At 70.7% G+C, this 22,179-nt stretch carries 23 protein-coding genes; 9 read left to right on the top strand and 14 right to left on the bottom strand.

Annotated elements, in window-relative coordinates; translation table 11 throughout:
• Positions 1–9 precede the first annotated feature (9 nt).
• Positions 10–1,350 carry a sn-glycerol-1-phosphate dehydrogenase gene (locus tag QM711_RS01670; RefSeq protein WP_415095980.1) on the bottom strand — a complete coding sequence of 447 codons (1,341 nt, stop codon included), beginning with the start codon at positions 1,348–1,350 and terminating at the stop codon, positions 10–12.
• Positions 1,351–1,717: 367 nt separating this feature from the next.
• Between QM711_RS01670 and QM711_RS01665 the strand changes: the two genes are divergently transcribed.
• The 3 genes from QM711_RS01665 to QM711_RS01655 all read left to right on the top strand — a co-directional run bounded on the left by QM711_RS01665 (position 1,718) and on the right by QM711_RS01655 (position 3,253).
• On the top strand, positions 1,718–2,152 hold the full coding sequence (locus QM711_RS01665) for a VOC family protein (RefSeq protein ID WP_415095979.1): 435 nt from the start codon (positions 1,718–1,720) through the stop codon (positions 2,150–2,152).
• A gap of 5 nt (positions 2,153–2,157) precedes the next feature.
• Complete coding sequence (locus QM711_RS01660; protein ID WP_415095978.1) at positions 2,158–2,799, top strand: winged helix-turn-helix transcriptional regulator; 642 nt, start codon at positions 2,158–2,160, stop codon at positions 2,797–2,799.
• 154 nt (positions 2,800–2,953) lie between these two features.
• Positions 2,954–3,253 (top strand): DUF4342 domain-containing protein, encoded by a 300-nt coding sequence (locus tag QM711_RS01655; protein ID WP_415095977.1) that lies wholly within the window; start codon positions 2,954–2,956, stop codon positions 3,251–3,253.
• Here QM711_RS01655 and QM711_RS01650 read toward each other — a convergent pair.
• Positions 3,232–3,672, bottom strand: a complete 441-nt coding sequence (locus tag QM711_RS01650; RefSeq protein ID WP_415095976.1) for a nuclear transport factor 2 family protein — start codon at positions 3,670–3,672, stop codon at positions 3,232–3,234. The two genes, QM711_RS01655 and QM711_RS01650, sit on opposite strands and share 22 nt — an antisense overlap.
• Complete coding sequence (locus QM711_RS01645) at positions 3,660–4,187, bottom strand: pyridoxamine 5'-phosphate oxidase family protein (protein ID WP_415095975.1); 528 nt, start codon at positions 4,185–4,187, stop codon at positions 3,660–3,662. The genes QM711_RS01650 and QM711_RS01645 overlap by 13 nt, the downstream gene beginning before the upstream one ends.
• Positions 4,188–4,392: 205 nt before the next feature.
• Here QM711_RS01645 and QM711_RS01640 point away from each other — a divergent pair, with 205 nt between their 5' ends.
• Both QM711_RS01640 and ribA read left to right on the top strand, forming a co-directional pair.
• Positions 4,393–5,022: a DedA family protein gene (locus tag QM711_RS01640; protein WP_415095974.1), complete on the top strand. Its 630-nt coding sequence runs from the start codon at positions 4,393–4,395 to the stop codon at positions 5,020–5,022.
• A gap of 71 nt (positions 5,023–5,093) precedes the next feature.
• Positions 5,094–6,458 (top strand): GTP cyclohydrolase II, encoded by a 1,365-nt coding sequence (gene ribA, locus QM711_RS01635; RefSeq protein ID WP_415096854.1) that lies wholly within the window; start codon positions 5,094–5,096, stop codon positions 6,456–6,458.
• A 157-nt stretch (positions 6,459–6,615) separates the two neighbouring features.
• Here the strand turns inward: ribA and QM711_RS01630 are convergent, their stop codons facing one another.
• The 6 genes from QM711_RS01630 to QM711_RS01605 form a co-directional block, all read right to left on the bottom strand.
• The gene (locus QM711_RS01630) at positions 6,616–7,398 is read right to left on the bottom strand and encodes a class I SAM-dependent methyltransferase (protein ID WP_415095973.1); all 783 of its coding nucleotides are present in this window, start codon (positions 7,396–7,398) and stop codon (positions 6,616–6,618) included.
• Complete coding sequence (locus QM711_RS01625) at positions 7,395–8,411, bottom strand: glycosyltransferase family 4 protein (RefSeq protein ID WP_415095972.1); 1,017 nt, start codon at positions 8,409–8,411, stop codon at positions 7,395–7,397. Before QM711_RS01625 ends, QM711_RS01630 begins: the two co-directional genes overlap by 4 nt.
• Positions 8,412–8,789 carry a 6-pyruvoyl trahydropterin synthase family protein gene (locus QM711_RS01620; RefSeq protein ID WP_415095971.1) on the bottom strand — a complete coding sequence of 126 codons (378 nt, stop codon included), beginning with the start codon at positions 8,787–8,789 and terminating at the stop codon, positions 8,412–8,414.
• Positions 8,777–9,766: a zinc-dependent alcohol dehydrogenase gene (locus QM711_RS01615; protein ID WP_415095970.1), complete on the bottom strand. Its 990-nt coding sequence runs from the start codon at positions 9,764–9,766 to the stop codon at positions 8,777–8,779. Before QM711_RS01615 ends, QM711_RS01620 begins: the two co-directional genes overlap by 13 nt.
• Before the next feature lie 122 nt (positions 9,767–9,888).
• The gene (locus QM711_RS01610; RefSeq protein ID WP_415095969.1) at positions 9,889–10,584 is read right to left on the bottom strand and encodes an HAD family hydrolase; all 696 of its coding nucleotides are present in this window, start codon (positions 10,582–10,584) and stop codon (positions 9,889–9,891) included.
• A 4-nt stretch (positions 10,585–10,588) separates the two neighbouring features.
• Entirely contained in the window at positions 10,589–11,485 is an 897-nt protein-coding gene (locus QM711_RS01605) for a hypothetical protein (protein ID WP_415095968.1), read from the bottom strand.
• Between the two features lie 100 nt (positions 11,486–11,585).
• Here QM711_RS01605 and QM711_RS01600 point away from each other — a divergent pair, with 100 nt between their 5' ends.
• A complete protein-coding gene (locus QM711_RS01600; protein WP_415095967.1) occupies positions 11,586–14,102 on the top strand; it encodes an ATP-binding protein in 2,517 nt (838 codons plus the stop codon).
• A 114-nt stretch (positions 14,103–14,216) separates the two neighbouring features.
• On the opposite strand, the gene QM711_RS01595 is transcribed toward QM711_RS01600, so the two are convergent.
• Complete coding sequence (locus QM711_RS01595) at positions 14,217–14,864, bottom strand: hypothetical protein (protein WP_415095966.1); 648 nt, start codon at positions 14,862–14,864, stop codon at positions 14,217–14,219.
• The gene (locus QM711_RS01590; RefSeq protein ID WP_415095965.1) at positions 14,861–15,106 is read right to left on the bottom strand and encodes a DUF4242 domain-containing protein; all 246 of its coding nucleotides are present in this window, start codon (positions 15,104–15,106) and stop codon (positions 14,861–14,863) included. Before QM711_RS01590 ends, QM711_RS01595 begins: the two co-directional genes overlap by 4 nt.
• A gap of 232 nt (positions 15,107–15,338) precedes the next feature.
• On the opposite strand from QM711_RS01590, the gene QM711_RS01585 reads away from it, so the two are divergent.
• From QM711_RS01585 to QM711_RS01575, 3 genes are all read left to right on the top strand, one after another.
• The gene (locus QM711_RS01585; protein WP_415095964.1) at positions 15,339–16,742 is read left to right on the top strand and encodes an FAD-dependent oxidoreductase; all 1,404 of its coding nucleotides are present in this window, start codon (positions 15,339–15,341) and stop codon (positions 16,740–16,742) included.
• A 174-nt stretch (positions 16,743–16,916) separates the two neighbouring features.
• The gene (locus tag QM711_RS01580) at positions 16,917–18,728 is read left to right on the top strand and encodes an alpha-amylase family glycosyl hydrolase (protein ID WP_415095963.1); all 1,812 of its coding nucleotides are present in this window, start codon (positions 16,917–16,919) and stop codon (positions 18,726–18,728) included.
• Positions 18,729–19,162: 434 nt separating this feature from the next.
• Positions 19,163–20,011, top strand: a complete 849-nt coding sequence (locus QM711_RS01575) for a hypothetical protein (protein ID WP_415095962.1) — start codon at positions 19,163–19,165, stop codon at positions 20,009–20,011.
• A 116-nt stretch (positions 20,012–20,127) separates the two neighbouring features.
• On the opposite strand, the gene QM711_RS01570 is transcribed toward QM711_RS01575, so the two are convergent.
• The 3 genes from QM711_RS01570 to nudC form a co-directional block, all read right to left on the bottom strand.
• Positions 20,128–20,784: a PIN domain-containing protein gene (locus tag QM711_RS01570; RefSeq protein WP_415095961.1), complete on the bottom strand. Its 657-nt coding sequence runs from the start codon at positions 20,782–20,784 to the stop codon at positions 20,128–20,130.
• The gene (locus QM711_RS01565) at positions 20,708–21,088 is read right to left on the bottom strand and encodes a helix-turn-helix domain-containing protein (protein ID WP_415095960.1); all 381 of its coding nucleotides are present in this window, start codon (positions 21,086–21,088) and stop codon (positions 20,708–20,710) included. Before QM711_RS01565 ends, QM711_RS01570 begins: the two co-directional genes overlap by 77 nt.
• 83 nt (positions 21,089–21,171) lie before the next feature.
• Positions 21,172–22,047, bottom strand: a complete 876-nt coding sequence (nudC, locus tag QM711_RS01560; RefSeq protein ID WP_415095959.1) for an NAD(+) diphosphatase — start codon at positions 22,045–22,047, stop codon at positions 21,172–21,174.
• Positions 22,048–22,179: the final 132 nt, after the last annotated feature.

The raw sequence follows: 22,179 nt of genomic DNA, 5'->3' as shown, positions 1-22,179 counted from the left end.
CTCGGCCACTCAGGTCCAGAGTCCGCCCGGCTGGAACACCTCGTCCACCAGTTCGTCGAACCAGCCGAGTTCCCGGGCCAGGTCGAGGACGCTGTACCGCGACCGGTAGTAGGCCGCGCTCAGGAAGGTGTCCTTGACCTGGATCGGCGTAAGCCCGATGTCGGCAGGCACGCTCGGAGCACCCGCGGCCTTCAGCATCGCCTGCAACTCGCCGGCCGGCAGCAACTGCGCCTCGATCCTGGGCTTGAGTTCGCTCCAGCTGTCGAGGACGTGACTCAGCCGCTCGCGCAGCGCCGGCGCCTCAATGTACTTGGCCCGGGTCTCCCGCGCGCAATGGTCGGCGAGCACGCCGGACAGCCGGGAGCGGATGTCGGCCTCGATCACCTCCCACTCCGGCCAGGCCGCCACCGCCTGCTCGACCGCTTCCGCGGTCACGTCGCGAGCCAGGAAACGTTCATAGAAGGCGCACATCGCCAGCGTGCCGATGGCCACCTTGAAGCCGTGCGACAAGGGCGGGTCCCAGTCCTGGCCGAGGTGGTGGAGTTCCCACAGGTGGCTGAAGTAGTGCTCGGCTCCCGAGGCCGGACGGGTGCCGCCGTAGACCTGCATCGACAGTCCGGACAGGATCAGCCCGTTGACCAGGCCCGCGTAGGCCTCGGCGTCGCCGGCGGCCAGGTCGGCCGGGCGGGCCAGCGCTTCGGCCACCCCGCCCTGCACCAGTTCCCAGGCGAGCGGATGCAGCGGCTCCCAACCCACGGCATTCGAGAGCAGCCAGTCCGCTCCCCCGGGGATCTTGGCCGAGAGGTCTCCGTACCCCGAGCCGACCATGTTCGGCGGGGCCGCGGCGGCGACGTCCAGGTCGAAGATCACCACCCGGGGCGCCGGGCACGGCAGCGTGACCTTCACCCCGTCCCGGATCATCGGGGCACCGAAACCGGTGTAGCCGTCCATCGACGCTGCCGTGCCGACCACCGTGTACGGCCGTCCAAGTTCACCCGAGGCAAGCTTCACCAGGTCGTTCAGTGTTCCGGCGCCGACCGCGACCGCGAGTGCACCGGTGTGCCGCAGCCGCTCCCGGATGGTCTCGCAGTGCTTATAGGCCGCGTACAGCGCCGGCGCGCCGGGGAACACGAGAGCTTCAACCACCCGCAGGCCTGCGTCACGCAACGACTCTTCGACCGCCGCACCCGCCGCCGCCCAGGTGCGCTCGTCGGCGACCACCATGACTGCGTTGCCGACGTCCAGAGCCCTGGCGACGATCTCGCCGGTGCCTGCCAGCACCCCCCGGCCGACCGTCACGACCTCGGTCTGGTCGGCGTGTGCCAGTCCCTTCGCAATCGCGGCATTCAACGCTGCTTCTCCGTTCGTCGCGCACTTCCGCCTGGGTGTCCACCAGGTCAGTGAGCTGCCGACGCCCCCTGCACGTCCGGCAAGAACCGGCCGTCCAGCCGTCCGCAACGAAAGGGAATCGGGCTTCGGGATGGACGTGGGCAGCAACCTAGCCGGACTGTCCGACGGCCACCAACGCCAGTTCTGCGTCGTGGGACCGGCCGGCACATTCTGCGTCGTCCGGCGTGCGCGGGCTGGGACCGTGCGCCAGCGCCCGGGTGCGAAGACATCAGCCGAAGTCTGCGGTCGCCGGCCTCTTGACCGCTCACTTGTTTTTTGCAAGTCTTGTCGTCACCCCAGTCCACACCCGTCCACAAAGGAGACCCCGATGATTTCGATGTTCGTCAACCTGCCGGTGACCGACCTGGAGCGCGCCAAGGCGTTCTACACGGGAATCGGTTTCACCATCAATCCGCTCTTCAGCGACCACAACGCGGCCTGCGTGGTCGTCGAGGAAGGTCACAGCTACTTCATGATCCTGGTCCGCGAGTTCTTCCAAACCTTCACCGAGCTCCCGATCGGCGATCCGGCGAAGAACCCCACCGTGTCCACCGCGATCTTCCTCGACAGCCGGGACGCCGTCGACGCCGCCGTCGCCAACGGACTGGCCGCCGGCGGGACCGAACCCCAATCGCCGTCCGACTACGGGTTCATGTACCAGCGACAGCTCACTGATCCGGACGGCAACATCATCGAGTTCGGCTGGATGGACCCGGTCGCCTCCGAGCAGGGCCCCCAGGCCGTCGCCAGCCAGCAGGGCTGAGGTCGATGGCCGCACGCGACTACGGCCAGTACTGCGGCGTCACTCGTGCCCTCGAACTCGTCGGCGAACGCTGGGCGATGCTGATCGTCCGCGACCTGCTGGTCGGGCCGCGCCGCTACGGCGAACTCGCCGCGGGACTGCCCCGCATCCCGAGCAACATCCTGGCCGCCCGGCTCAAGGAACTGCAGGCGGCGGGGGTGATCCGGCGGGCGCCTCGCTCACGGGTGATCGTCTACGAGCTGACGCCGTACGGGCGTGAGCTCGAGCCGGTCGTGCTGGCTCTCGGCGCCTGGGGCTTCAAGGCCATGGGCGACCCGCGCGACGAGCAGATCATCACCCCCGACGCGCTGACCATGGCCCTGCGGACCGCCTTCTGCGCCCCGGTCGCGGCCGGTCTGCCCGCAACCGCGTACGCGGCGCAGGTCGGTGCGGCCGAGCTCCTGGTCCGGGTTGACGGTGCCCGACTGGCGGTCGACCGAGGCTCGGGCGTGGCCGATCTGGCGTTCGCCACCGGCCCGGGCATCCACCGGCTGATCTCCGGCGAGCTGGCACCACAGCGTGCCATCGAGACCGGGGTGGTCGAGGTGCTGCACGGACGCGTCGAGTTGCTCGACCGGTTCGCCAGCACCTTCCATCTGGCCGCCTAACGCTGGTTGAGCTTGTCGAGACCCCTGTCAGGGAGCGTGTACAGGCCTAGACAAGCTCGACCGACGAAGACCACCGGATCCCGCACTTGCCTTGCGGGGAAGAATCGGAGGCACCGGCCAGGCGGCACTGGCCACACCGTTCGGGAGTGGAGAGATGGCGGAGAAGGGCAGCACCGAAGAGTTCGAGGTGACCGTCGGCAACGTGGTCGGCAAGATCATGGAGCTGATCCGCGAGGGCAATGTCCGCCGGATCACGCTGAAGCGGGGCGGCAAGACCCTGCTCGAGGTTCCGCTGAACGCGGGTCTCACCGTGGGCGCGATCACCGCGCTGGTGGCGCCGCTGCTGCTCGGCGCCGGGGCGATCGCCGCGGTGGTGGCCAAGGTGACCATCGTGGTGGAGCGTCCCGCCGGGCCCGAACGTCCTTCGAGCGGTCAGAGCGCCGGCGGCGCGTAGCGCGTCCACAGCTCGTCGATCGCGTACTGATCCGAGACCAGGTTCCACAACTCGACGATCAGTCCGTCCCGCACCCGGACCAGGGTGACCACCAGGAAGACCGGCCGGCTGCCGTCGGGCTGTTGGATCCAGTTCCGCTGGACGACGGCCGCGTGGTCAGCGCCCGCGAGCAGGCTCACCAGCTCGGCCGGCTGATCGGACGCGGTGGCCGACCGCATCCGCTGAAAGCGAGCGACCACCGGGTCGACACCGACCAGGTCACCGGCTAAGGGGCTGCGGCCGGGCACATGCCACACGACATCGGGGTGACAGCAGGCCCGCAGCGCCGGCCAGTCCGCTGTGGCCAGCGCCCTCATCGCCACCTGCAGGAGCGCGACGGCAATCCCGGGCTCAGCAGGGGCGGGATTCACGTCGTCCATGAGGACACGGTAATCCGGCGAGTCTCTGACGATGCGTGGGTGGCCCTACTCGTCGGGGAGCTGTACCGCTTGCCGGACGTCGACGCCGCGTCCGAGCACACCGGGTGGAATCTGCCGATATGGACGTCACAAGCGGTGATGCATGCCTGATAGAGCCGGAAAGCGGAGTCGCCCCGAAAGGTCTCGGGATCCGGGGAGCCAAGGAGCGAGCAGACCCGCTCCAGGTCGTCCGGCGCGACCTCGGCGGCGGTGGCGGCGAGGAAGACGCCCTCGCCCTGAAAGTCTTCGGCGTGCGAGTCGAAGATCACGATGCGAATCTCGGGTCTGGCGGCGATGGTCAGGCTGTGCCGCGCCGATGGCATCGACCCCCAACACAACCGCCGGTGTCCGATCCGGCCGTAGCGGACCGGGCTCAGTCGCGGCGTGCCATCGGGGTCGACTGTGCCGATAGTCAGGTAGTGGTTGGCGCCGATGACCCGCATCGCGGCGTTCACCAGGGCATCGTCTGCACCCATCGGCGTCCACCGTCCTTGTATCGCGTCCCGCCGGAGAATCTACTCCCGATCGCCACCCGGTCCGGATCCACGGCGTCCCGGGTCCAGGCACGCTCGACCGGCGTTGATCAGCGCGTCGCTAGCATCGAGGAAAGCGCCGACCACTCCCCCAGCCGCGCATCGCTACACCCGATCCCAACCGTCTGCCGATCAGAAGGGCCAGACCGTGAGCCTCCCGCTGGAGCTGACCGGCATCCTCGGCTGGGCCGAGTCCGTGCTCGATGCGGTCGGCGCCTGGGGTGTGGGTCTGCTGGTGGCGCTTGAGACCGTGTTCCCGCCGATCCCGAGTGAGGCGATCCTGCCGCTCGCCGGTTTCCTGTCCGCCCAGGGTCGGCTGAGCCTGCCGCTGGTGGTCATCGCGGCCACCGTGGGCTCGTATCTCGGCGCGATGGCGCTGTATGGGCTCGGCTCGATGCTGGGTCTGGAACGATCCATCGCGGCGCTGTCGAAGCTCCCGCTGGTGGACCGCGAGGACTTCGAGAAGGCCGCGGACTGGTTCGAACGGCACGGCAAGGCCTCGGTCTTCTTCGGCCGGCTGATCCCCGGCGTCCGCAGCCTGATCTCACTGCCCGCCGGAGCGAAACGGATGAGTCTCGGCAGCTTCAGCCTGCTTACCATCGCCGGCAGCGGGATCTGGAACGGCCTGCTGATCGGGTTCGGTGCACTGCTCGGCACCCAGTACCAGCTGGTCGACCGGTACTCCGGCTACCTCAACTACGTACTGTGGGCGGCACTGCTGGCGTTCGTCGGGTGGCTGGTGCTGCGCCGCGTGCGTCAGCGGCGCCAACCGGGGTAAGTCCCCAGCATGCGAACCGGGTGCGCGGCCCCGCTGGTACCGAGCGGACCAAGCATGCCTGACAGGAGGCGATAGCCATCACCGCCGAACACTCCCGCTCCGGCCGGCTGGTCGAACGCGTCACCGAATCGGTGCTGCCGACCCGGCACGGCACCTTCCGGATCGTCGGCTACCGCGCCGACGACGGCACCGAACTGGTCAGTCTGTCCCAGGGCATCGAGGACGGCGTGGCCCATTCCGGCGCTCCCCTGGTCCGGCTGCACTCGGAGTGCCTGACCGGCGACGCGCTGGGCTCGCGACGCTGCGACTGCGGAGAACAACTGGACGCCGCGCTCGCGCTGATCGCCCAGGCCGGCGAGGGCGTCCTGGTGTACATCCGGGGTCATGAGGGACGCGGCATCGGCCTGGTCGAGAAGCTGCGGGCCTACCGGCTGCAGGATCAGGGGCTGGACACCGTCGACGCCAACCTGCGATTGGGGCACCCGGCCGATTCCCGCGACTACGGCCAGGCCGCGGAGATCCTGCGCGACCTGGGCGTCGAGCGGATCCGGCTGTTGTCGTCGAACCCCGCCAAAGAGGAGGCGCTGTGCCTGCTCAGGGTGACGGTGGTCGAGCGGCTCGGCGCCGCGGTGCCGGTCCGCCCCGAGAACGCCCGGTACCTGCGCACCAAACGGCAACGGATGCGGCACGACGATCGTGCCACGACCGCACTGCGACCGATGGTGGTGGCGGCCGTGGTGCCCACCGACGCGACCGCCGAGCTGCCGGACGCGCCGGACGAAGGCCGCTACGACTGGCTCAACGCCCAGGACGAATGGGTGATCGCACAAAGCGCGCAGAGCATCGACGGCTTCCTGGCCACCCGCAGTGGTGACGGCACCGGGCTGTCCGGCGACGCCGACCACCGGCACCTGCATCAGCTGCGCGGGCTGGCCGACGCGGTGCTGGTCGGCGCTCAGACCGTGGTCAACGACGACCCACTGCTGACCGTGCGGCTCGCCTCCGGGAGCAACCCGGCCCGGGTGATCCTCGATCCGCGCGGCCGCATCCCGGTGTCCGCCCGGGTGCTGGCCCACCCCGACGCACCGACGCTGTGGCTGACCGGGCCCGGTGGGGCGGACGCGCCGAGGCTGCCGTCCCATGTCACGCGGGTCCGGCTCGGCGCCGGCCCATGGTCAGCCGAGGTCGTACTACGCGAACTGCGGACGCGGGGGCTTCGCCGGGTGCTGGTCGAGGGCGGCGGCCGCACGGTCTCGTCCTTCCTGGCTGCTGGCGCGCTGGACCGGCTGTTCCTGACCACCGTGCCGGTGATGCTCGGCGACGGCGTGCCCGGCGTCCGGGTGCCCGCGGTCGAGCGGATCGCGGACGCCCCGCGCTGGCCGTCGCGCCGGTTCGCGCTCGGCGACGACAGCTGCGTGGAGTTGGTCCTGCGCTAGGACGCCCCGCCGAGCTCACCGCCGCTGGTCGAGATCACCACCCGCTGGTCGAGCTTGTCGAGACCCGATCGAGCCCTCGAGTGCGTAGAACACCATCCTCCGCTGGTCGAGCTTGTCGAGACCCATCGATGGCGCACTGACCAGGGGTTTCGTCGGCTCAGCCAGCACCGATCAGCAGATCGACGTGGCCGATCCGGAGGCGAAGGTCGGCGGCGTCCAGGCTGGCCAGCCGAGCGGTCAACCAGCCGGCGGCAACCTCCGCGAGCTCCGGTTGCGCCTCCACCGCGGCGGCCGAACGCTCGGTCATGAATCGGGCCACCAGCGGCGCGGAGCCGGCGTCCAGCAGCCACGGCGTGTCCGCGCGGCGGACACTCAGGCCGGCCGCCGCGCAGCGAGCGGTCAGGTGGTCGACGGCGTTCGGACCGGGACGTCCGTCTCTGGCCTGATGCGCGTTGAAGGCGCTCGCCACGACACCATCGTCGGGGTGTGCCGGGTCGAGCCGGCTGGTGCCGTCGACGGTGAGGCTGAACAGCGCCGGCGTCCGGTGCCGGGCCAGCACCTCGGCGAGTTCGTCGAGTTCGGCCGCCGTGAGCAGGTCGAGCAGGGCCGAGCAGGTGACCAGGTCGGCGCCGGCGGCGATCAGCGCGTCGAGCGCGTCGATGCCGCCGACCACCCGCTGCGCACGGCCGTGCTGCGGTGCCGCCAGCAGGTCGGCGTCGTGATCCAGCAGCACCCAGTGCGCCGGACGTCCCAGTCGCGGCGCCAGATACGCGCGGTTGGCTCCGGTCCCGGCCCCGATGTCGACGATGGCCGGTTCCACCGCGTCCGTCGCGGCCACCCAGTCGGCGACGAATCCGGTGGCCCGGTCACGGGCGGCAGTGTCGGCGGCGACGCGCAGGGCCAGCCAGTCCGCGGCGATCGGACGCGTGGGCCGGCTCATTGCTTCGCCGCCGCACGGGCGAGTTCCGCCGCCGCTTCCGGCCAGCCGCGCAGCGCGGTCCGAGCCCGCTGGGCACGCTGCCGCCACTCGTCGCGCAACGCCGGGTCGGCGAGCCAACGCCGCAGCTGTTCGGCGAGCGCGCCCGGGTCGTCGGACGGCACCGCCGCACCGGGCAGCACGTCGGGCGATCCGCTGCCGAGCGCCTCGACCGCACCGGTACCGGCGCCGACGATGGCCGGGACGCCTCGGGCCAGCGCCTCGGTGACCACCATGCCCCAGGTCTCGGCGTGCGCCGGGTGCAGCAGCAGGTCCGCCTCGGCGTACGCGGTGGCGAGCTCCGCACCCTGCAGTGGCCCCGCCCACCCCGACCGGGCGCCACCCAACCCGGCCCGGAACCGTTCGGCGTAGTCAGGATCGGCAACGGGCCCGACGAAGGTGGCGGTCCAGGGCAGGTCCAGGCAGGCGGTGAGCGCTACCAAGGTGGTCAGCTGATTCTTGCGCGGGCCGATCGAGCCGACCTGCAGCAGCCGTGGCGGATCGTGCGGCTCAGCTGCCGGCGCGGGTTCGACGCCCGGCGGGACGGCGACGATGTCACTGCGGCCGGTGCTGCGGGCGAGGTCGGACGCCGCCGTCCGGCTGGTCGCCAGCACCCGCCACGCCGCCCGAACGCTGCGCCGCTCCAGCGCGGCCAACTCGCGGCGGTCCGCGTCCGACAACCCGCCTTCGGCGGCCAGCGGCAGGTGCACCAGCAGCACGATCCGGGCGCCGCGGGCGGCCTCCTCTTCGATCAGCTCGGGGGCCGCGGCACCGACCAGCCCGTCCAGCAGCACCGCATCCGAGTTCTGCAGCGCCGCGCTCAGGGCACGGCGCGAGGAGTCGTCACCCCGCGGCCAGGGGCCGTCCAACTGCACCGTGGCCGGTGGCGGACCCGGCCAGTGCGCGACCATCGCCTGGTTGTAGGCGTGGCCGCCGGACGGCACCGACGGCCGCGGCATCACGAAGGTGAGCGCCATCTACAGCTCGACCCGGTAGGTGGCCCAGGCGTCCGGGTGCTCCCGCAGCCGCACCGACAGGGCGGCGAAACCGGTGAGGTCCATGCTGGCGCGCAGCCGGTCGCCGATGTGCCCGGCGACCACCTCGGTGGTGCTGAACCTGCCGGTGAAGGCCGGGTGCTCGTCCAGGTTGCGGTAGTCGAGGTCGGCCAGGATCTCCTTCAGCCGAGCAGACGCCGCCCCGATGTCGATCACCACGCCGTGCTCGTCGAGGTCGGGCCTGCTCCAGGTGACCTCGACCACGAAGGTCGCGCCGTGCAGGCCGGCGGCCGGGCCGAAGAACTCGTCGGGCAGGCTGTGCGCGATCATCACATGGTCGCGGACGGTCAGTTCGTACATGCGTCCTCCTGTGGGTAGCCGATCACCTGGCACAGCGTGGTGCCGCGTCCGGCGTCCATCTGGCGCAGCGTCTCGGGCAGGTCGGCGAACGGCACCGCCCGCGCCAGCAGCGCGTCGAAGGCGTTGTCGCGCAGCAGTTCGAGGGCCAGCCTCAGCCGGTCGGCGGTGGTCCGCCGGGACGCCCGGGCCGGGCTGACCCGGCCGACCTGGCTGGCTCGCAGCGTCAGCCGCCTGGCGTGGAACTCCGCCCCCAGCGGCAGGCTCGGCCGGGTCTCGCCGAACCACGACAGTTCGATCACCTCGCCCTCGTCACCGCACAGCCGCAGCGCGGTGGCCACGCCGTCGGCGTTCGCGGACGCCTCGAAGATCAGGTCGCAGTCACCGGCCGCGCTCTCCGGGGCGACCAGCGGGACGCCGATCGCCGCCGCGACGTCCGCTTTCCCGGGGTCGATGTCGATCAGCTCCAGCCGTCCGAGCGGGAATCGCCGCAGCAGCGCGGCCACGCTCAGCCCGACCATGCCGGCGCCGATCACCGCGACCCGGTCACCGATCCGGGGGCCGCCGTCCCACAGCGCGTTGACGGCGGTCTCGACGGTTCCGGCCAGCACCGCCCGCTCGGCCGGGACGCCGTCCGGGACCTCGGTGACCGCGGCTGCCGGCACGACGTAGAAGTCCTGGTGCGGATGCAGGCAGAACACCCGCTTGCCGAGCAGGTGCGCCGCACCGGCCTCGACGACACCGACGCTGAGGTAGCCGTACTTGACCGGGCCGGGCAGGTCGCCGGATTGGAACGGGCAGCGCATCAAGGTCCGGACGGACTCCGGGACGGCATGCCGGTGGACGAGCAGTTCGGTGCCCCGGCTCAGTCCGGACGCCAACGTCCGGACCCGCACCTGGTCAGGCCCGGGTTCTGCGATGCTCTCGCGGCGCAATTCGCCCTCGCCCGGCGCCACCGTCCAGTACGCGGTCGCCTCCATGACGCCACGCTACCGGTGCCGGCCCGAGCCCCCACCAGGCCCGAAAGGTTGAGAGGCGCTGCTTCAGCGGGTCGCCCCCTCACGCGTCCCCGGTCTCGACGAGCTCGACCAGCGGGCGGCCGTCAGCGCCGCGTCGGCAACGCCTCGATGCACCGCGGCAACTCGCGCAGGCCGCAGATCCGGGCCACGCCGTCCCGGTGCGTCGACCCGCCGGCACCGGACCGGTCCAGCCACACCGGTGTGATCCCCGCGGCGATCGCGCCCTGGACGTCCGACTCCCAGGAATCGCCGACGTGAACCACGTCCGCCGCCGCGACCCCACTCAGTTGCAGAGCGGCGCGGAACACCGCCGGATCGGGCTTGTAGCCGCGGGTGTCCTCACTGGTCACCACGGCGGCGACCGGCGGCAGGGTGGGTAGCACCTGGTCCAGATCCGCACGATCGATATTCGACACGATGAGCAGCGGACAGCCCTGCCAGCCCTCAAGCAGCGCAACCGCATCGGGGAACGGCGCGGCGCTGCGCCAGTACCGGAACAGTGGCCGGATCAGCTCGCCGAGCGGGCCGGCGCCGAGTACGGCACCCTGGGCGCGGACGGCGTCCCCCATCGCCTCGATCTCGAGGTCGTGCTGGGTGCCGAACGCGGGCCCGGAACGCTCGGCACACAACGCCCGGAAGCGCGCGTACCAGTCGCGGTCGAGACGCTCGGCGTCCGCCCCGACTCGGCGCGCGGTGGCGCTGACCACGGCTTCGATCGCCGGCCGGTCGTCGGCGACGAGCGTGCCGTAGCAGTCCAGGAACACCGCGCTCGGTCGCATCGTCCTACCCGCGACAGCTGGCCAGCACCGTGCCGCGGCTGTCGAGGATCTCGCCCTCGACCGCCGGCGGATGGTCCCAGTCGAGCGGGATCGCAGCCTTCGGCTCAACCGACGCATGCACGATCGCGATCCCGTCCACGACCGGGTGAGTGGTGGTGACCGTGTCGCCGGCCAGGCCGACCCGCAGCGTCGCCGCCTGCGTCAGCACCCGTCCGTCGTCTCCGCGGACCGCACCCGCTCCGCGCAACTCGTAGGTCTCTACCGTGCCGCCGCTGGCACGGGCCAGGTTGCGCGCCGTGACCGGACAGGCGGGACTCCCGGTCGTGTGTGCCGCGGCTACTCCGACCGACAACTCCACGTCGGCGCCAATGCCGTGGTCAACCAGGTCGTACCCCACCAGGCAGCCCACCACCGTGCCGTGCTGATCGATGAAGGCCGCGGTGGAGACCTCGCCTTGCTGGTCGTCCCTGCGGCCCATCCGGTTGTGGCCGAGGTAGCGCCAAGCGTCGTCCAGCCGCAGGCCGCTGGCGGAGCAGATCCGCCGTAGCCCGGCCTCGGTCCGGCGCTCCGCGGGCGCTACCCGCACCTGGCTCGGGGCATGCGTCCAGCCGATGTCGCAGTGGTAGTCGTCGGTCCAGAACGAGTAGTTGACGTCGCTTCCGGGAGGCAGCGCCGTCACCCGGGAGAGGTCGGGCTCCGACCACCAGCCGGGTCGCGGCGGACACCGTTGCAGCACCACGGCACGCGGGATCAGCGGTTGAGTCCACCACTCGCCCGCCTGATGAACATTGAGCTGCCAGCCGTCCGGCGCCCGCTCCTGCGGGATCGCCGGGGCACACCCGCTCGCCAGTAGCGCCGCGGCAACGATGCCGCCGACGATCTGCGGTAAGCGCTGGTTCACGAGGCCCTCCGTTGCCCAGCATGGTTCACGTCCTGGTCAGCCTAGGCCCCGGGCCGCCGTGCCGGTACTCGGTCCGGGGCCACGGTGGCAGACTCACCCCATGGCTCTCGTCGGACGGGACCGGTCGCTGCAGCAACTGGCCGACTGCGCGGCCGCGGCGGCGTCCGGGTTCGGACGCCTGGTCGTGGTCGCCGGCGAGGCCGGCGTCGGCAAGTCGACCCTGGTCGAAGCGCTCCGCGCCGAACTGGACGGCGTGCGCTGGCTGACCGGCGCCTGCGAGGCCCACTTCACCCCGCGTCCGCTCGGGCCGCTGCTGGACGTCGCGGCGGGCTTGGACGCCGAACTGACCGGGCTGCTCCGCACCGACGCCCCGCGGGTGGAAGTCTTCGCGGCGGTCGCCGGCGCGCTCGCGGGTCCGCGTCCGACCGTGCTGGTGTTCGAGGATCTGCACTGGGCCGACGAGGCGACGCTGGACCTGCTGCGTTTCCTGGCGCGCCGGGTGGGGCGGCTGAGGACGCTGATCATCGTCACCTACCGCACCGACGCCCCCGAGGGCGACGACGCCTGGCGGCCGGCCCTCGGCGAGCTGGCCCGCGAGCGGGGCACCCGGCAGATCCACCTCGATCCGCTCGATCTGGACGCCGTCCGCGAGTTGGCGACGGCGTCCGGGCTGGACCCGGTGCAGCTCTTCGAACTGACCGGTGGCAACGCCTTCTTCCTCACCGAGCTGCTCGCCGCCGGGTCGGCGGAGCTGCCGCACTCGGCACGCGACGCCGTCCTCGGCCGGGCGATGAGTTTGCCCGGGCCGTCCCGGACCGGGCTGGAGACGCTGGCCCTGATCGGCGGCCGGATCGGACCCGAGGTGGCGTTGGCGGCCGGGGTCTCCGCCGACCAGCTGGACGACGCCGTCCGGTCGGGACTGGTGCAGGCCGACGGCGCGTCCCTGCGCTTCCGGCACGAGCTGGCCCGGCTGGCAATCGACTCGGCGATCAGCCCGCACCGCCGGCTGGAACTTCACGGGCGGATCCTGGACGGGCTGCTGGCCGGCGAGTGCGAGGACACCGCCCGGCTCGCCTTCCACGCCGATCAGGCCGGACGCCGCGCCGAGGGTGCCCGGTTCGCCGCCGCGGCAGGTAGGCGGGCCGCCGGCCTGGGCGCGCACCGGGAGGCGACCGTGCAGTACCGGCGCGCGCTGCGGCTGCTGCGGGCTGAGCAGGTGGTCGAGCGGGCCGGCCTGCTGGACGCGCTGGCCACGGAGCTGACTTTCCTGGATCGCTGGGAGGAGTCTGCGGTCGAGCGACTGGCCGCGATCGAGCTCTGGCGGACGCTGGACGAGCCGCTCCGGATCGGTGAGGACCTGCGCCGGCTCGGCATCGTGATGTGGCGGCTCTGCCGCGGTGAGGAGTCCGTGCGGTACTCCGATGCGGCGGTCCGGGTGCTGGAGCCCCTCGGCGCCACCCCCGAACTCGGCTGGGCGTACGCCAACCGCTGCCCCGACGCCCGCAGTCTCGATGCCCTGGTCGAGGACGCCGATCGCGCCCGCGAGATCGCCGAATCGCTGGGCATGCTCGATCTACGCGCACAGTTGCTGCTGATCGAGTCCGAGGCCGCCTTCCGGTCGAGCGGCGATTGGGAGACGCCGTTGCGCCGAGCCCTCGAACTCACGGTCGGCGAGGGGCTCGATCACCTGGCCGGGGCCACGTACAGCACGCTCCACGAGTTCCTGGTCACCTCATTCCGGATCGTCGAAGCAGAGGCCGACTACCGGCGCGGCGTGGCATTTTGCGACGACCGTGAGCTGGCCACCTACGCCTCCTGCCTGCGCGGGCGGCGAGCGCTGGCGCTGGCCGAGCTGGGCCGCTGGGACGACGCCGTCCGACTTGCCGAGGAGGTGCTGGCCACCAATTCGTCCCCGGTCAACCAGCTGACCTCCCGGGTCGCCCTCGCGCAGGTGCGGATGCGGCGCGGGGATGAGTCCGCTGAAACGGTGCTCGACCCCGCGGTCGGCTGGGCCGACTCCCTCCGGGAGGCACCCTGGATCGTGCTGACCCGGCTGGCCAGGGTCGAACTGCTCTGGCTGGCCGGAGACGAGGCTGCCGCGTGGGCCGAGTTGGCTGTCGCAGCGGCGACCGTGGCGCCGACGTACCCGGCGGCCGGCGCCGAGGTGGAGCGCTGGCGGCGACGGCTCGACGGCAGCACCGGAACCGAGTCCGCGGCCGACTGGGACGCCCGCGGCTGCGCCTACCGGGCGGCCCTGGCACTGATCGACCAGGGCGACCCGGCGTCCCTGGGCGAGGCGCTGGCCCGGCTGGAAACGCTCGGCGCCGACGGTGCCGCGCGGCTGGCCCGGTCCCGGCTGCGCGGCCTCGGCGAGCGGGCTGCCGCGACCGGACGCCGGCCGTCCACCCGGCGGAACCCGCTCGGCCTGACCCAGCGCCAGCAGCAGATCCTGGAACTGCTCCACGCCGGCCTGACCAACAAAGAGATCGCGGGCCGGCTGTTCATCTCGGCCAAGACCGTCGACCACCATGTGTCGGCGGTGCTGGCCGCGCTCGGGGTGGCCAGTCGCCGCGAGGCCGCGTCCGTGGCCACCCCGATCGAGGCCCCCACCCGTTGAACTCCCCGGCGCCTTGGGATGGCGCTGATTGATGCGGGTTTCGCCGGTTGAGCGTGTCGAAACCCGTTGCCAGAGGGGTCTCGACACGCTCGACCGGCGATGAGCAGCACCTCCTCAACGCCCGGACGGGCTGGCGCTCGGCGAACTGCTGGCCGAGGTCGAAGGCTGCGGCTTCGGCAGATCACGACCGAACACCGGCACCCCGTCCGGACACAGCCGGACCGCCGGATTGAAGTCGGCGAACAGGCCGTTGGCGTTGTCCTTCCAGATCCACAGGTGCAGGACCCACAGCGGCAACGTCGAATGCCGGTGGTACTGCATCCCGAACAGCGTCGGCGGCTCGGTGGCGTGCCAGGCATCGATCGGCACGATGTACTCCAACGCCACCAGGCCCGCGATCTTGCCCCGGGCGTCCAGCTCGTAGACCATCGCCTCCGGATTCAGGCCGTCCACCCGATCGTCGAGCAGCTTCTGGTTGATGTAGTGCAGACCCATGCCGCCCTGCTGCGGATCCTGGAAGCAGCCCAGGGTGGTCAACGAACTCTCGTAGCCCTTGGCCCTCGCGATGCTGACGTCCTGGGCGCCCGCGGTGGCTCGTAGGACGCCCGCACGATCGGTCGCCGGCAACTCCCCCGTCGCCGGCCCGGACGGGTGATGACCGGTCCCGCTGGCGCTGGGCGTCGATGCCGGGCCGGCTGCCGAGCACCCGGCGAACAGCATCAGAGCGGCCGCCAACCCGCTCAGCAGCGGCCCGGCCCTCATCCCTGCTCCACCTGGAAGATGGTGTCGGCGACCAGGCCGTGCGCTTCCCGGTGAACTTGCGCCGCCGCCTCCGCCGACGGTGCGTCGACCAGGCAGAACACCTTGCCGGCGGCCGGATCGACCCAGTAGTTCAAGTAGTCGACGCCGTGCCGCTGCTGAACCTCGAGGTCTTTGCGATGGGCCTCGGCGACCGCGTCTGCGGTCACCCCGGGCAGGTCGTGGGTGTCCATGAAGAGTGCCATTTCCGTCTCCTTCGTTTCGTCGCTCAATGGCATCTCCGACGCTAGGCAGAACCCACGTCACGGAAATCGGGAAAGGTTCCCTATCCGGCGTCGGCGACTTCCCTATCCGGTGTACACGCAATCGAGCCGAATCTCCGCAGGTGTCCCGTGCGTAGACTCCGACCATGCGGATTCGGTACACCCCCTCATCGACCGCCCTGCGCACCACCGCCAACCCGTCCGGGACGAACCGATGAACCGGTCGACGCCGGCGCAGATCTTCCACCGGCTTAGTACCTCCGCTCCCCCGATCCCCTCCGGACGGCTGGGTGGACGCGCGGTCGTCCTCGGCGGCAGCATCGCCGGGTTGCTGGCGGCCCGGGTCCTGACCGACCACTTCGACGATGTCGTGATCGTCGAACCCGACTCGCTGACCGACGACGCGGCACCCCGGCACGGTGTTCCGCAGGCCCGCCAGGTGCACTCGCTGCTGCCGGCCGGACGCGTCCAACTGGACCGCTGGTACGCAGGCTTCTCCGAAGAACTGCTCGCCGGCGGCGCCGGCCTGGCCACCGCGCAGAACACCCGCGTCTACTACAACGACCGGCTCAAGGTCGCCGTGCCCGGCGCCGAGATGGTGATGAGCACCCGGCCGTTCCTGGAGTCCGTGCTGCGCCGCCGCGCCCTCGCGTTGCCGGACGTGAGCGTCGTCCGCAGCCGCGCGACCGCCCTCGAGATCACCGGCCAGGCGGTTACCGGCGTCCGGCTCGACGGCGACGACCGGTTGGCGGCCGACCTGGTCGTCGACGCCACCGGACGCTCCAGCCGGATCGGTCGCTGGCTCGAAGAGGCCGGCTGGCCGGCACCGCCGCTGGAGCGGATGCGGGTCGACATCAACTACACCACCGCCCTGTTCCACCGGGACGTGGCCGATCCCGAAGTCGCCTTCTGCTTCGCGACCTGGGGAGTCGGCCGGACGCCGCCCGGTGTGGCGCCGTCGGTCATCGACGCCGTGGAAGGCGACCGTTGGATCGTCATGATGGGCGGATTCGGCGCCGACAAGCCCGGACGCACCCCGGAGGATCTGCGGACGATCTGCGCCAAGCTGCCACCGCCGTTCCCGCAGGCGTCGGCCGGTGAGTTGCTCGAGCCCATTGTCGGCTACACCCAGGCGGACAGCCGGCGCCGCGACTTCCGTGCGGTCAGCCGTTTTCCCGCCCGGCTCGTCGTGGTCGGGGACGCCGTCGCGTCCTTCAACCCGATCTACGGTCAAGGGATGAGTTCAGCGGCGCTGCACGCCTCCTGCCTGTCGGAGTACCTGACCTCCAGGCCCGACCTCGACCGGCCGGCGCGAACCTTCTTCGACCTGCAACGCGTCATTGTGGACGCCGCGTGGCAGACCTCAGCCGGCCCGGACCTCGCCCTTCCTCATGTGGAGTCTCGGGACACCCTGATGTCACGAATCGGCGGCGCCTACGCGTCGATGCTGATCGACGGGACCATCACTGACGTGAAGCTGGCTCGCAGATTCTCCGACGTGACTTTCATGCAGGCCCATCCGAGCACGCTGCTGGATCCAGCAGTCGCGGCCAGAACCCTGGCCCTCGCCGCCAAGCGGCTGATACGACCGCACCGGCAGGGTCTAGGGGTGCGCTGATCAGTGCCTGGGTTTCGCCGATCGAGCGCGCCGAAACCATTAGCCGGAGAGGTCTCGACAAGCTCGACCAACGATGATCAGCACTTCCTTTAGCCCAGGTCGAGCGCTGTGCTCAACACGGCCAGATGGCGCTGACCCGCACAGAGTGTCAGAGCGGCCGCGTACTGTCTCAGCGTGCCGATCGCTCCGTCCCCCCATGCAGGCATGGGTGCCGTCCCGCATCACGGCGGAGTTACCTTCCGGGTCTGGGCGCCGAACGCCCGCACGGTGCACGTGGCGGGCGACTTCAGTGGCTGGGACGCCGCCGGCCGCGTCCCGCTGGCTCCCGACCATGCCCGGTCGGGCACCTGGTCGGCCTTCGTGCCGCAGGCCCGGAGCGGCTCGCAGTACAAATTCCTGATCCGCCGCGGTGGACCGTACCGGTGGCGAATCGACCCGTTCGCCCGTGAAGTCACCCACAGCCGCGGCAACGCGGTGGTGTTCGACCCCGCCGCCATCGACTGGGGCGAAAAGCCCTTCACCATGCCGGGTTGGGACGAACTCGTCCTCTACGAGCTCCATGTGGGTACCTTCGCCGCCGACGGGGACCGGCCCGGCACCTTCGACACCGCGATCGGCCGGCTCGACCACCTGGCGTGGCTCGGCGTCAACGCCGTGGAGGTGATGCCGCCGTTCAGCTTCGCCGGGCCGCGCAGCTGGGGATACAACCCGTCCCACCTGTTCACCATCGACACCAGCTACGGCGGTCCGCTGGCGTTCGCCCGCTTCGTCCGGGCCGCCCATGAGCGCGGTATCGCGGTCATCCTGGACGTGGTGCAGAACCATCTCGGCCCGACCGACCTCGACCTGTGGCGCTTCGACGGCAGCTACCGCCGCGGCTACGGCGGGCAGTACTTCTACAACGACCGTCGGGCACTCACCCCCTGGGGGGCCACCCGTCCCAACTACGACCGCAAGCAGGTCCGCAACTTCCTGCGCGACTCGGCGGTGATGTGGCTGGAGCAGTTCCGGGTCGACGGCCTGCGCTTCGACGGCACCAACTACATCCGGTCCCGCTGGGGCAACATCCATCACCCCCGGGAGCGGATCGGCGGCGGCCACCGCCACCTGGCCGCGATGACCGCCGACCTCCGCGTGCGGCAGCCCTGGAAACTGCTCATCGCCGAGGACATGCAACGCGATCCGCTGGTCACCACGCCACCCGAGCACGGTGGGCTCGGCTTCCACTCCCAATGGGACGCCGACTTCGTGCACCCCGTCCGGCGTGCCCTGGAAACGCCCTGGGACGCCGACCGGGACACCACGGCAGTGGCCCGCGCGGTCACCGGTCACTACCTGCGCGCCGCACACGAGCGGGTCATCTTCACCGAATCCCACGACGAGGTAGCCAACGGCCGATCGCGACTCCCCGAGACGATCAACCCGGGCGCCGCCGACTCCTGGCCGGCCCGGAAGCGCGCGGCGCTCGGTCTCGCGCTGGTGCTCACCTCGGCCGGCATGCCGCTGCTCTTCCAGGGCCAGGAGTTCTGCGAAGACCGATGGTTCGACGACCGTGTCCCGCTGTCCTGGGACAAGACCCATCGGCATTCGGGCTTCCTGCACCTGGCCAGGCAGTTCATCCGCCTGCGCCGAGACCTCGACGGCACCACCGCCGGGCTGCGTGGACCGCACACTGCACTGCTGCGGGTCGACGATCAGCGCAAAGTGCTGGTCTATCACCGCTGGTGGCAAGGCGGTCCCGGCGACGACGTCATCGTCGCTGTCAACCTTTCGACGCAGGTGATCGACGGCTACCGCGTCGGCTTGCCGCGAGCCGGCACCTGGCAGTTGCGATGCAACAGCGACGCCCCGGTGTTCGGCCACGACTTCGGTGCAACCCACGCCACCGACCTGGACGCCGCACCCATCCCGTGGGACCACCAACAAGCCTCGGCCGAGCTCAGCATCGGTCCCTACACCGCGCTGGTCTACTCCCAGGACGATTAGGGACCGAATCAAGGCGACCCCCCGCGGGTTGAGCTTGTCGAAACCCCTCACCGGGACGCACAGGTTCCGGCCTCGACAAGCTCGACCACGATGGGCACTTCCGCCGGGCCGCGCCCGATCAATTGTGCTTGCGAGCGAGCCCGCGCAGGCGATCTGAGCGATGGCACGACGATGCATCCGATTTCATTGCGGAGAAGAAATACCGATTTCCGCGCTGGATACCAACTCAATCGTTTCAGTTCGCCCTTTTCGCGCATCGAGCGCGGAAATCGGTACTCAGGGAGGCTGACAGTGCTCCGGGGCTCCGCCGCCAATGGGTGGGTCCCATAGCGGCCGCTCGACGCCTACTCTGGGAGCGAGTCTGCCGTCCGAGACATCGATCGCACGAGGGAGGGCGCGCCATGGCGGGAGCCCAGCACGCTTCAGTGACGGGGATGGACGAGCGTACGCTCGGCCGGATCGACCTGATCCTGTTCGACGCCGACTACCGGGACGCGAAAGCTGCGGTTGAGGACTCATGGCGGGTCGCCGTGATGGCATCCGACCCTCGGGTCCGGGTAGCCCACGAACGCGCCCGTGCCGCTGCTGTGGGAGCGGCGAACGAACGCCGCGACCCCGGTGGCCCACGCGTGGCCACCTCGACGACGCTGCATCGCGTAGCACTCGGAGTCGCCCTCTTCGCCGGAGTGATGGCGGTAGCTCTACTGACCACGCCGCGCACCAGCACGCTCGCCCTGCACGATGCGATCCTGCCGGCCGGACTGCTCGCCGTCGTCGCGGTGGCGCTGCTGTGCTGGCTCGAACCGCGCCGCGCCAACGGATCGCTCTGGGGATCCCGCGTGCCGGCCGTGATCCACCTCGGCTTCAGTGTCATCTGGATGCTGGGCGCCGCGGCAGTCGTCGCATTCCGATGGGGTGAGATCGGCACGTTTGCCGCGTTTCCGGCCATTTCCGGGCTCACCCTGCTCGGAGGCGCCGGCCTGGCCGCGCTCATCCTGTCCGGGTTCGCGCACCACGCCGACCGCTCCGGCCATCAGAGCGGCATCGCCCGGGTCACCGGCGGCCTTATCGACCCTCGGGACACCCCTGAGGTCTTCGATGCGCTCGACCAGTGGTGGTCGACGGTTGGGCCAGCCGCCATCCAGCACGCCCCGACCCGCGTCCGGGCTGTGCGGCGCGAGGTGCTCGCCCGGCTACGAGCGGGGATGCTGATCACCGAAGGCGAGGAGCGCGTGGCCTGCCGAGCTCTCGAACCCGAGGAGTGGACCGAGCGCCGCCGATAGCTGATGGCCATGCGCACCGTTCCAACGCTGAAGCCGGTTACCGACGCCCGGAAGCCCCTTGGTCGCGATCGGTGGCCAACTGAGGACGCCTGCTGCTCCCTCGCAGCGACCACCGTTCAGTCCGGGCGGAGAAGCGCATCTAGTCGCCTGGCGAACTCCGGTGCGCCCGCGGTGGCGATCTTGTCTGCCAACTGCAGTGCGGTGACCGGAGGATTCCTCTTCCTGGCCGCGGCACGGGTGAACGATTCGATGACGCTGCCACGCCGGTGCTTGATCAGGTCAACCAGGAACTCATCCGAGGTCATCACCTGGACGCCGGCCGCGACCACCCGCTCAGCGCGCAGGTGCTTCAGGTTGCGCGTGAGCAGGACGTCCACGTCGCCATAGATCGCTGCAGCCGCGTGGACTCTGTCGTCAGGGTCCTTCGACAGGTCATCGGTGACCTTGCCACGGTAGAGGGTCGGGTCGATGCGGTATCGCCCGAAGTAGTGGCGCACGGCGGCACTGACTGATGCAGCCGAGGCGGGGGTGCGCCGGCCTTGACGGACGATGACCGTCTCCCATTCGGCAAGAATCTCGTCGGTCCATACCCAGGTGAACAGTAGGTCCTCGGCGAGCGTGAGCAACACGTCCATGACCGTAAAGGGGAATAGCTCGCTGGTGTCAATGAAAACCCGCGGGATACGGGCCACCTGACTATTCCGCAAGAGCGGCGCGGATCGCCTCCACGCCGGCCCGTCGGCGGTCGCGTTCTGCGGCGATATCGACGGCATCCTGCACGCGGATCCGGCGGTGGCGGCTGCCGGGCAGCCGGCGGAAGGCGAGCACGCCGTCTTCGCAGAGCCGATCGACGAACTGGCGCGTCACCCCGAGAATCTCAGCAGCCTCTGCAGGGGTGACCTCGTCTTCAGCACGCAGCACCAGAACCCGCGCGCCATGGGCAACATCGTCGAGCATCGCGCGCACGGCGGCCTCGACCGGACTGGTACCCACAAGCCGGTCGGCCAGGTTCCTTGCATCGGCCCGTACTGCGGGATCGAGGGGATCGAGCGTCGTTTCGAGAGCATGTGCCGCCATGCCTCCATGCTACGCAAATCTGCAATAACAGCAACACGATCCCGCGAACTCCTGGCGGTCCACGGGTGACCGGGCATCGGTGACTATTGGCCTGCACCCGGGACGCGCAGAGTCCCCCACCGCCAGTCCGCGACCAGCCGGTGAGCGATGGACGCCTCACTGGGCAGTCCGACTTCGCCGGCATCGACCGCCGCGGTGAGTTCGTCCCGGGTGAACCAGCGGGCAGATTCGATCTCGACGCCGTCCACCTGGATCTCGGTGTCGACCGCCCAGGCGACGAAGCCGAGCATCAACGAGCGCGGGAACGGCCACGGTTGGCTCGCGACATACCGCACCGCGGACAGCCGCAGCCCGGTCTCCTCGCCGACCTCGCGGTGCACCGCCTGTTCCAGCGACTCCCCCGCGGACACAAAGCCGGCCAGCACCGACATCCGTCCCGCGGGCCACACCGCTTGATGACCGAGCAGCAGCCGGTCGTCGGCGTCCAGGACGGCGACGATGATCGCCGGATCGCTGCGCGGGAAGCGGTCCCGTCCGCAGGAGGGGCAGTGCCGGACCATGCCGCCGGCCGTCACCAGCGTCAACGCTCCGCACAGCCCGCAGTGCGGCGACGTCCGGTGCCATTGGACGAGCGCCACGGCGGCGACCACCAACTCACGGTCGGCGTCGGCGAGCACCGGCATCAGCTCGCGCAGGCCGGCGCCGTTCTCCACTTCCGCGGACTCCACGAACACCGGACGTCCCGCCGACAGGCCGAGCAGATAGTGCCGCTGCGGGTCGTATTTACCGTCGGGACGCACCTCGGCGATCGCCAGGTCGGCGCCGACGCCCACTCGGCCCGAGACGTCCACGCTGAGCAGCAGAGCCGAGGGATCCGCCCAACTGGCAGTGATCCAGTCCGCGTCCAGCCGCTTGCTCTCGCATCGATCCAGGTGTCCGGGCCCGCTCCATGCATCCACGGAGTCAACCTACGACCTCGAGCCGGCCAGGCCTCGACAAGCTCGACCAACGGCACCCGGCCGGGTCTCGACAAGCTCGACCAACGGCAGGCCACCAGTATCGGCAGGCTCCGTCAACGGCGAGCAACCCGA

The organism is Micropruina sp. (assembly GCF_047602385.1).
Classification (GTDB): domain Bacteria; phylum Actinomycetota; class Actinomycetes; order Propionibacteriales; family Propionibacteriaceae; genus Micropruina.
Note: the sequence above shows the minus strand (reverse complement) of the source record. Positions and strands in the feature narration are given on the sequence as shown.

Coding starts and splice junctions, on each gene's coding strand:
- QM711_RS01660 (WP_415095978.1), top strand. CDS start 2,158: ATGGCCGCACGCGACTACGGCCAGTACTGCGGCGTCACTCGTGCCCTC.
- QM711_RS01595 (WP_415095966.1), bottom strand. CDS start 14,864: ATGAGGGCCGGGCCGCTGCTGAGCGGGTTGGCGGCCGCTCTGATGCTG.
- QM711_RS01625 (WP_415095972.1), bottom strand. CDS start 8,411: ATGGCGCTCACCTTCGTGATGCCGCGGCCGTCGGTGCCGTCCGGCGGC.
- QM711_RS01565 (WP_415095960.1), bottom strand. CDS start 21,088: ATGGCGGCACATGCTCTCGAAACGACGCTCGATCCCCTCGATCCCGCA.
- QM711_RS01620 (WP_415095971.1), bottom strand. CDS start 8,789: ATGTACGAACTGACCGTCCGCGACCATGTGATGATCGCGCACAGCCTG.
- QM711_RS01630 (WP_415095973.1), bottom strand. CDS start 7,398: ATGAGCCGGCCCACGCGTCCGATCGCCGCGGACTGGCTGGCCCTGCGC.
- QM711_RS01590 (WP_415095965.1), bottom strand. CDS start 15,106: ATGGCACTCTTCATGGACACCCACGACCTGCCCGGGGTGACCGCAGAC.
- QM711_RS01600 (WP_415095967.1), top strand. CDS start 11,586: ATGGCTCTCGTCGGACGGGACCGGTCGCTGCAGCAACTGGCCGACTGC.
- QM711_RS01585 (WP_415095964.1), top strand. CDS start 15,339: ATGAACCGGTCGACGCCGGCGCAGATCTTCCACCGGCTTAGTACCTCC.
- QM711_RS01615 (WP_415095970.1), bottom strand. CDS start 9,766: ATGGAGGCGACCGCGTACTGGACGGTGGCGCCGGGCGAGGGCGAATTG.
- QM711_RS01650 (WP_415095976.1), bottom strand. CDS start 3,672: ATGGACGACGTGAATCCCGCCCCTGCTGAGCCCGGGATTGCCGTCGCG.
- QM711_RS01610 (WP_415095969.1), bottom strand. CDS start 10,584: ATGCGACCGAGCGCGGTGTTCCTGGACTGCTACGGCACGCTCGTCGCC.
- QM711_RS01570 (WP_415095961.1), bottom strand. CDS start 20,784: ATGCCGTCGATATCGCCGCAGAACGCGACCGCCGACGGGCCGGCGTGG.
- QM711_RS01665 (WP_415095979.1), top strand. CDS start 1,718: ATGATTTCGATGTTCGTCAACCTGCCGGTGACCGACCTGGAGCGCGCC.
- QM711_RS01645 (WP_415095975.1), bottom strand. CDS start 4,187: ATGGGTGCAGACGATGCCCTGGTGAACGCCGCGATGCGGGTCATCGGC.
- QM711_RS01575 (WP_415095962.1), top strand. CDS start 19,163: ATGGACGAGCGTACGCTCGGCCGGATCGACCTGATCCTGTTCGACGCC.
- QM711_RS01655 (WP_415095977.1), top strand. CDS start 2,954: ATGGCGGAGAAGGGCAGCACCGAAGAGTTCGAGGTGACCGTCGGCAAC.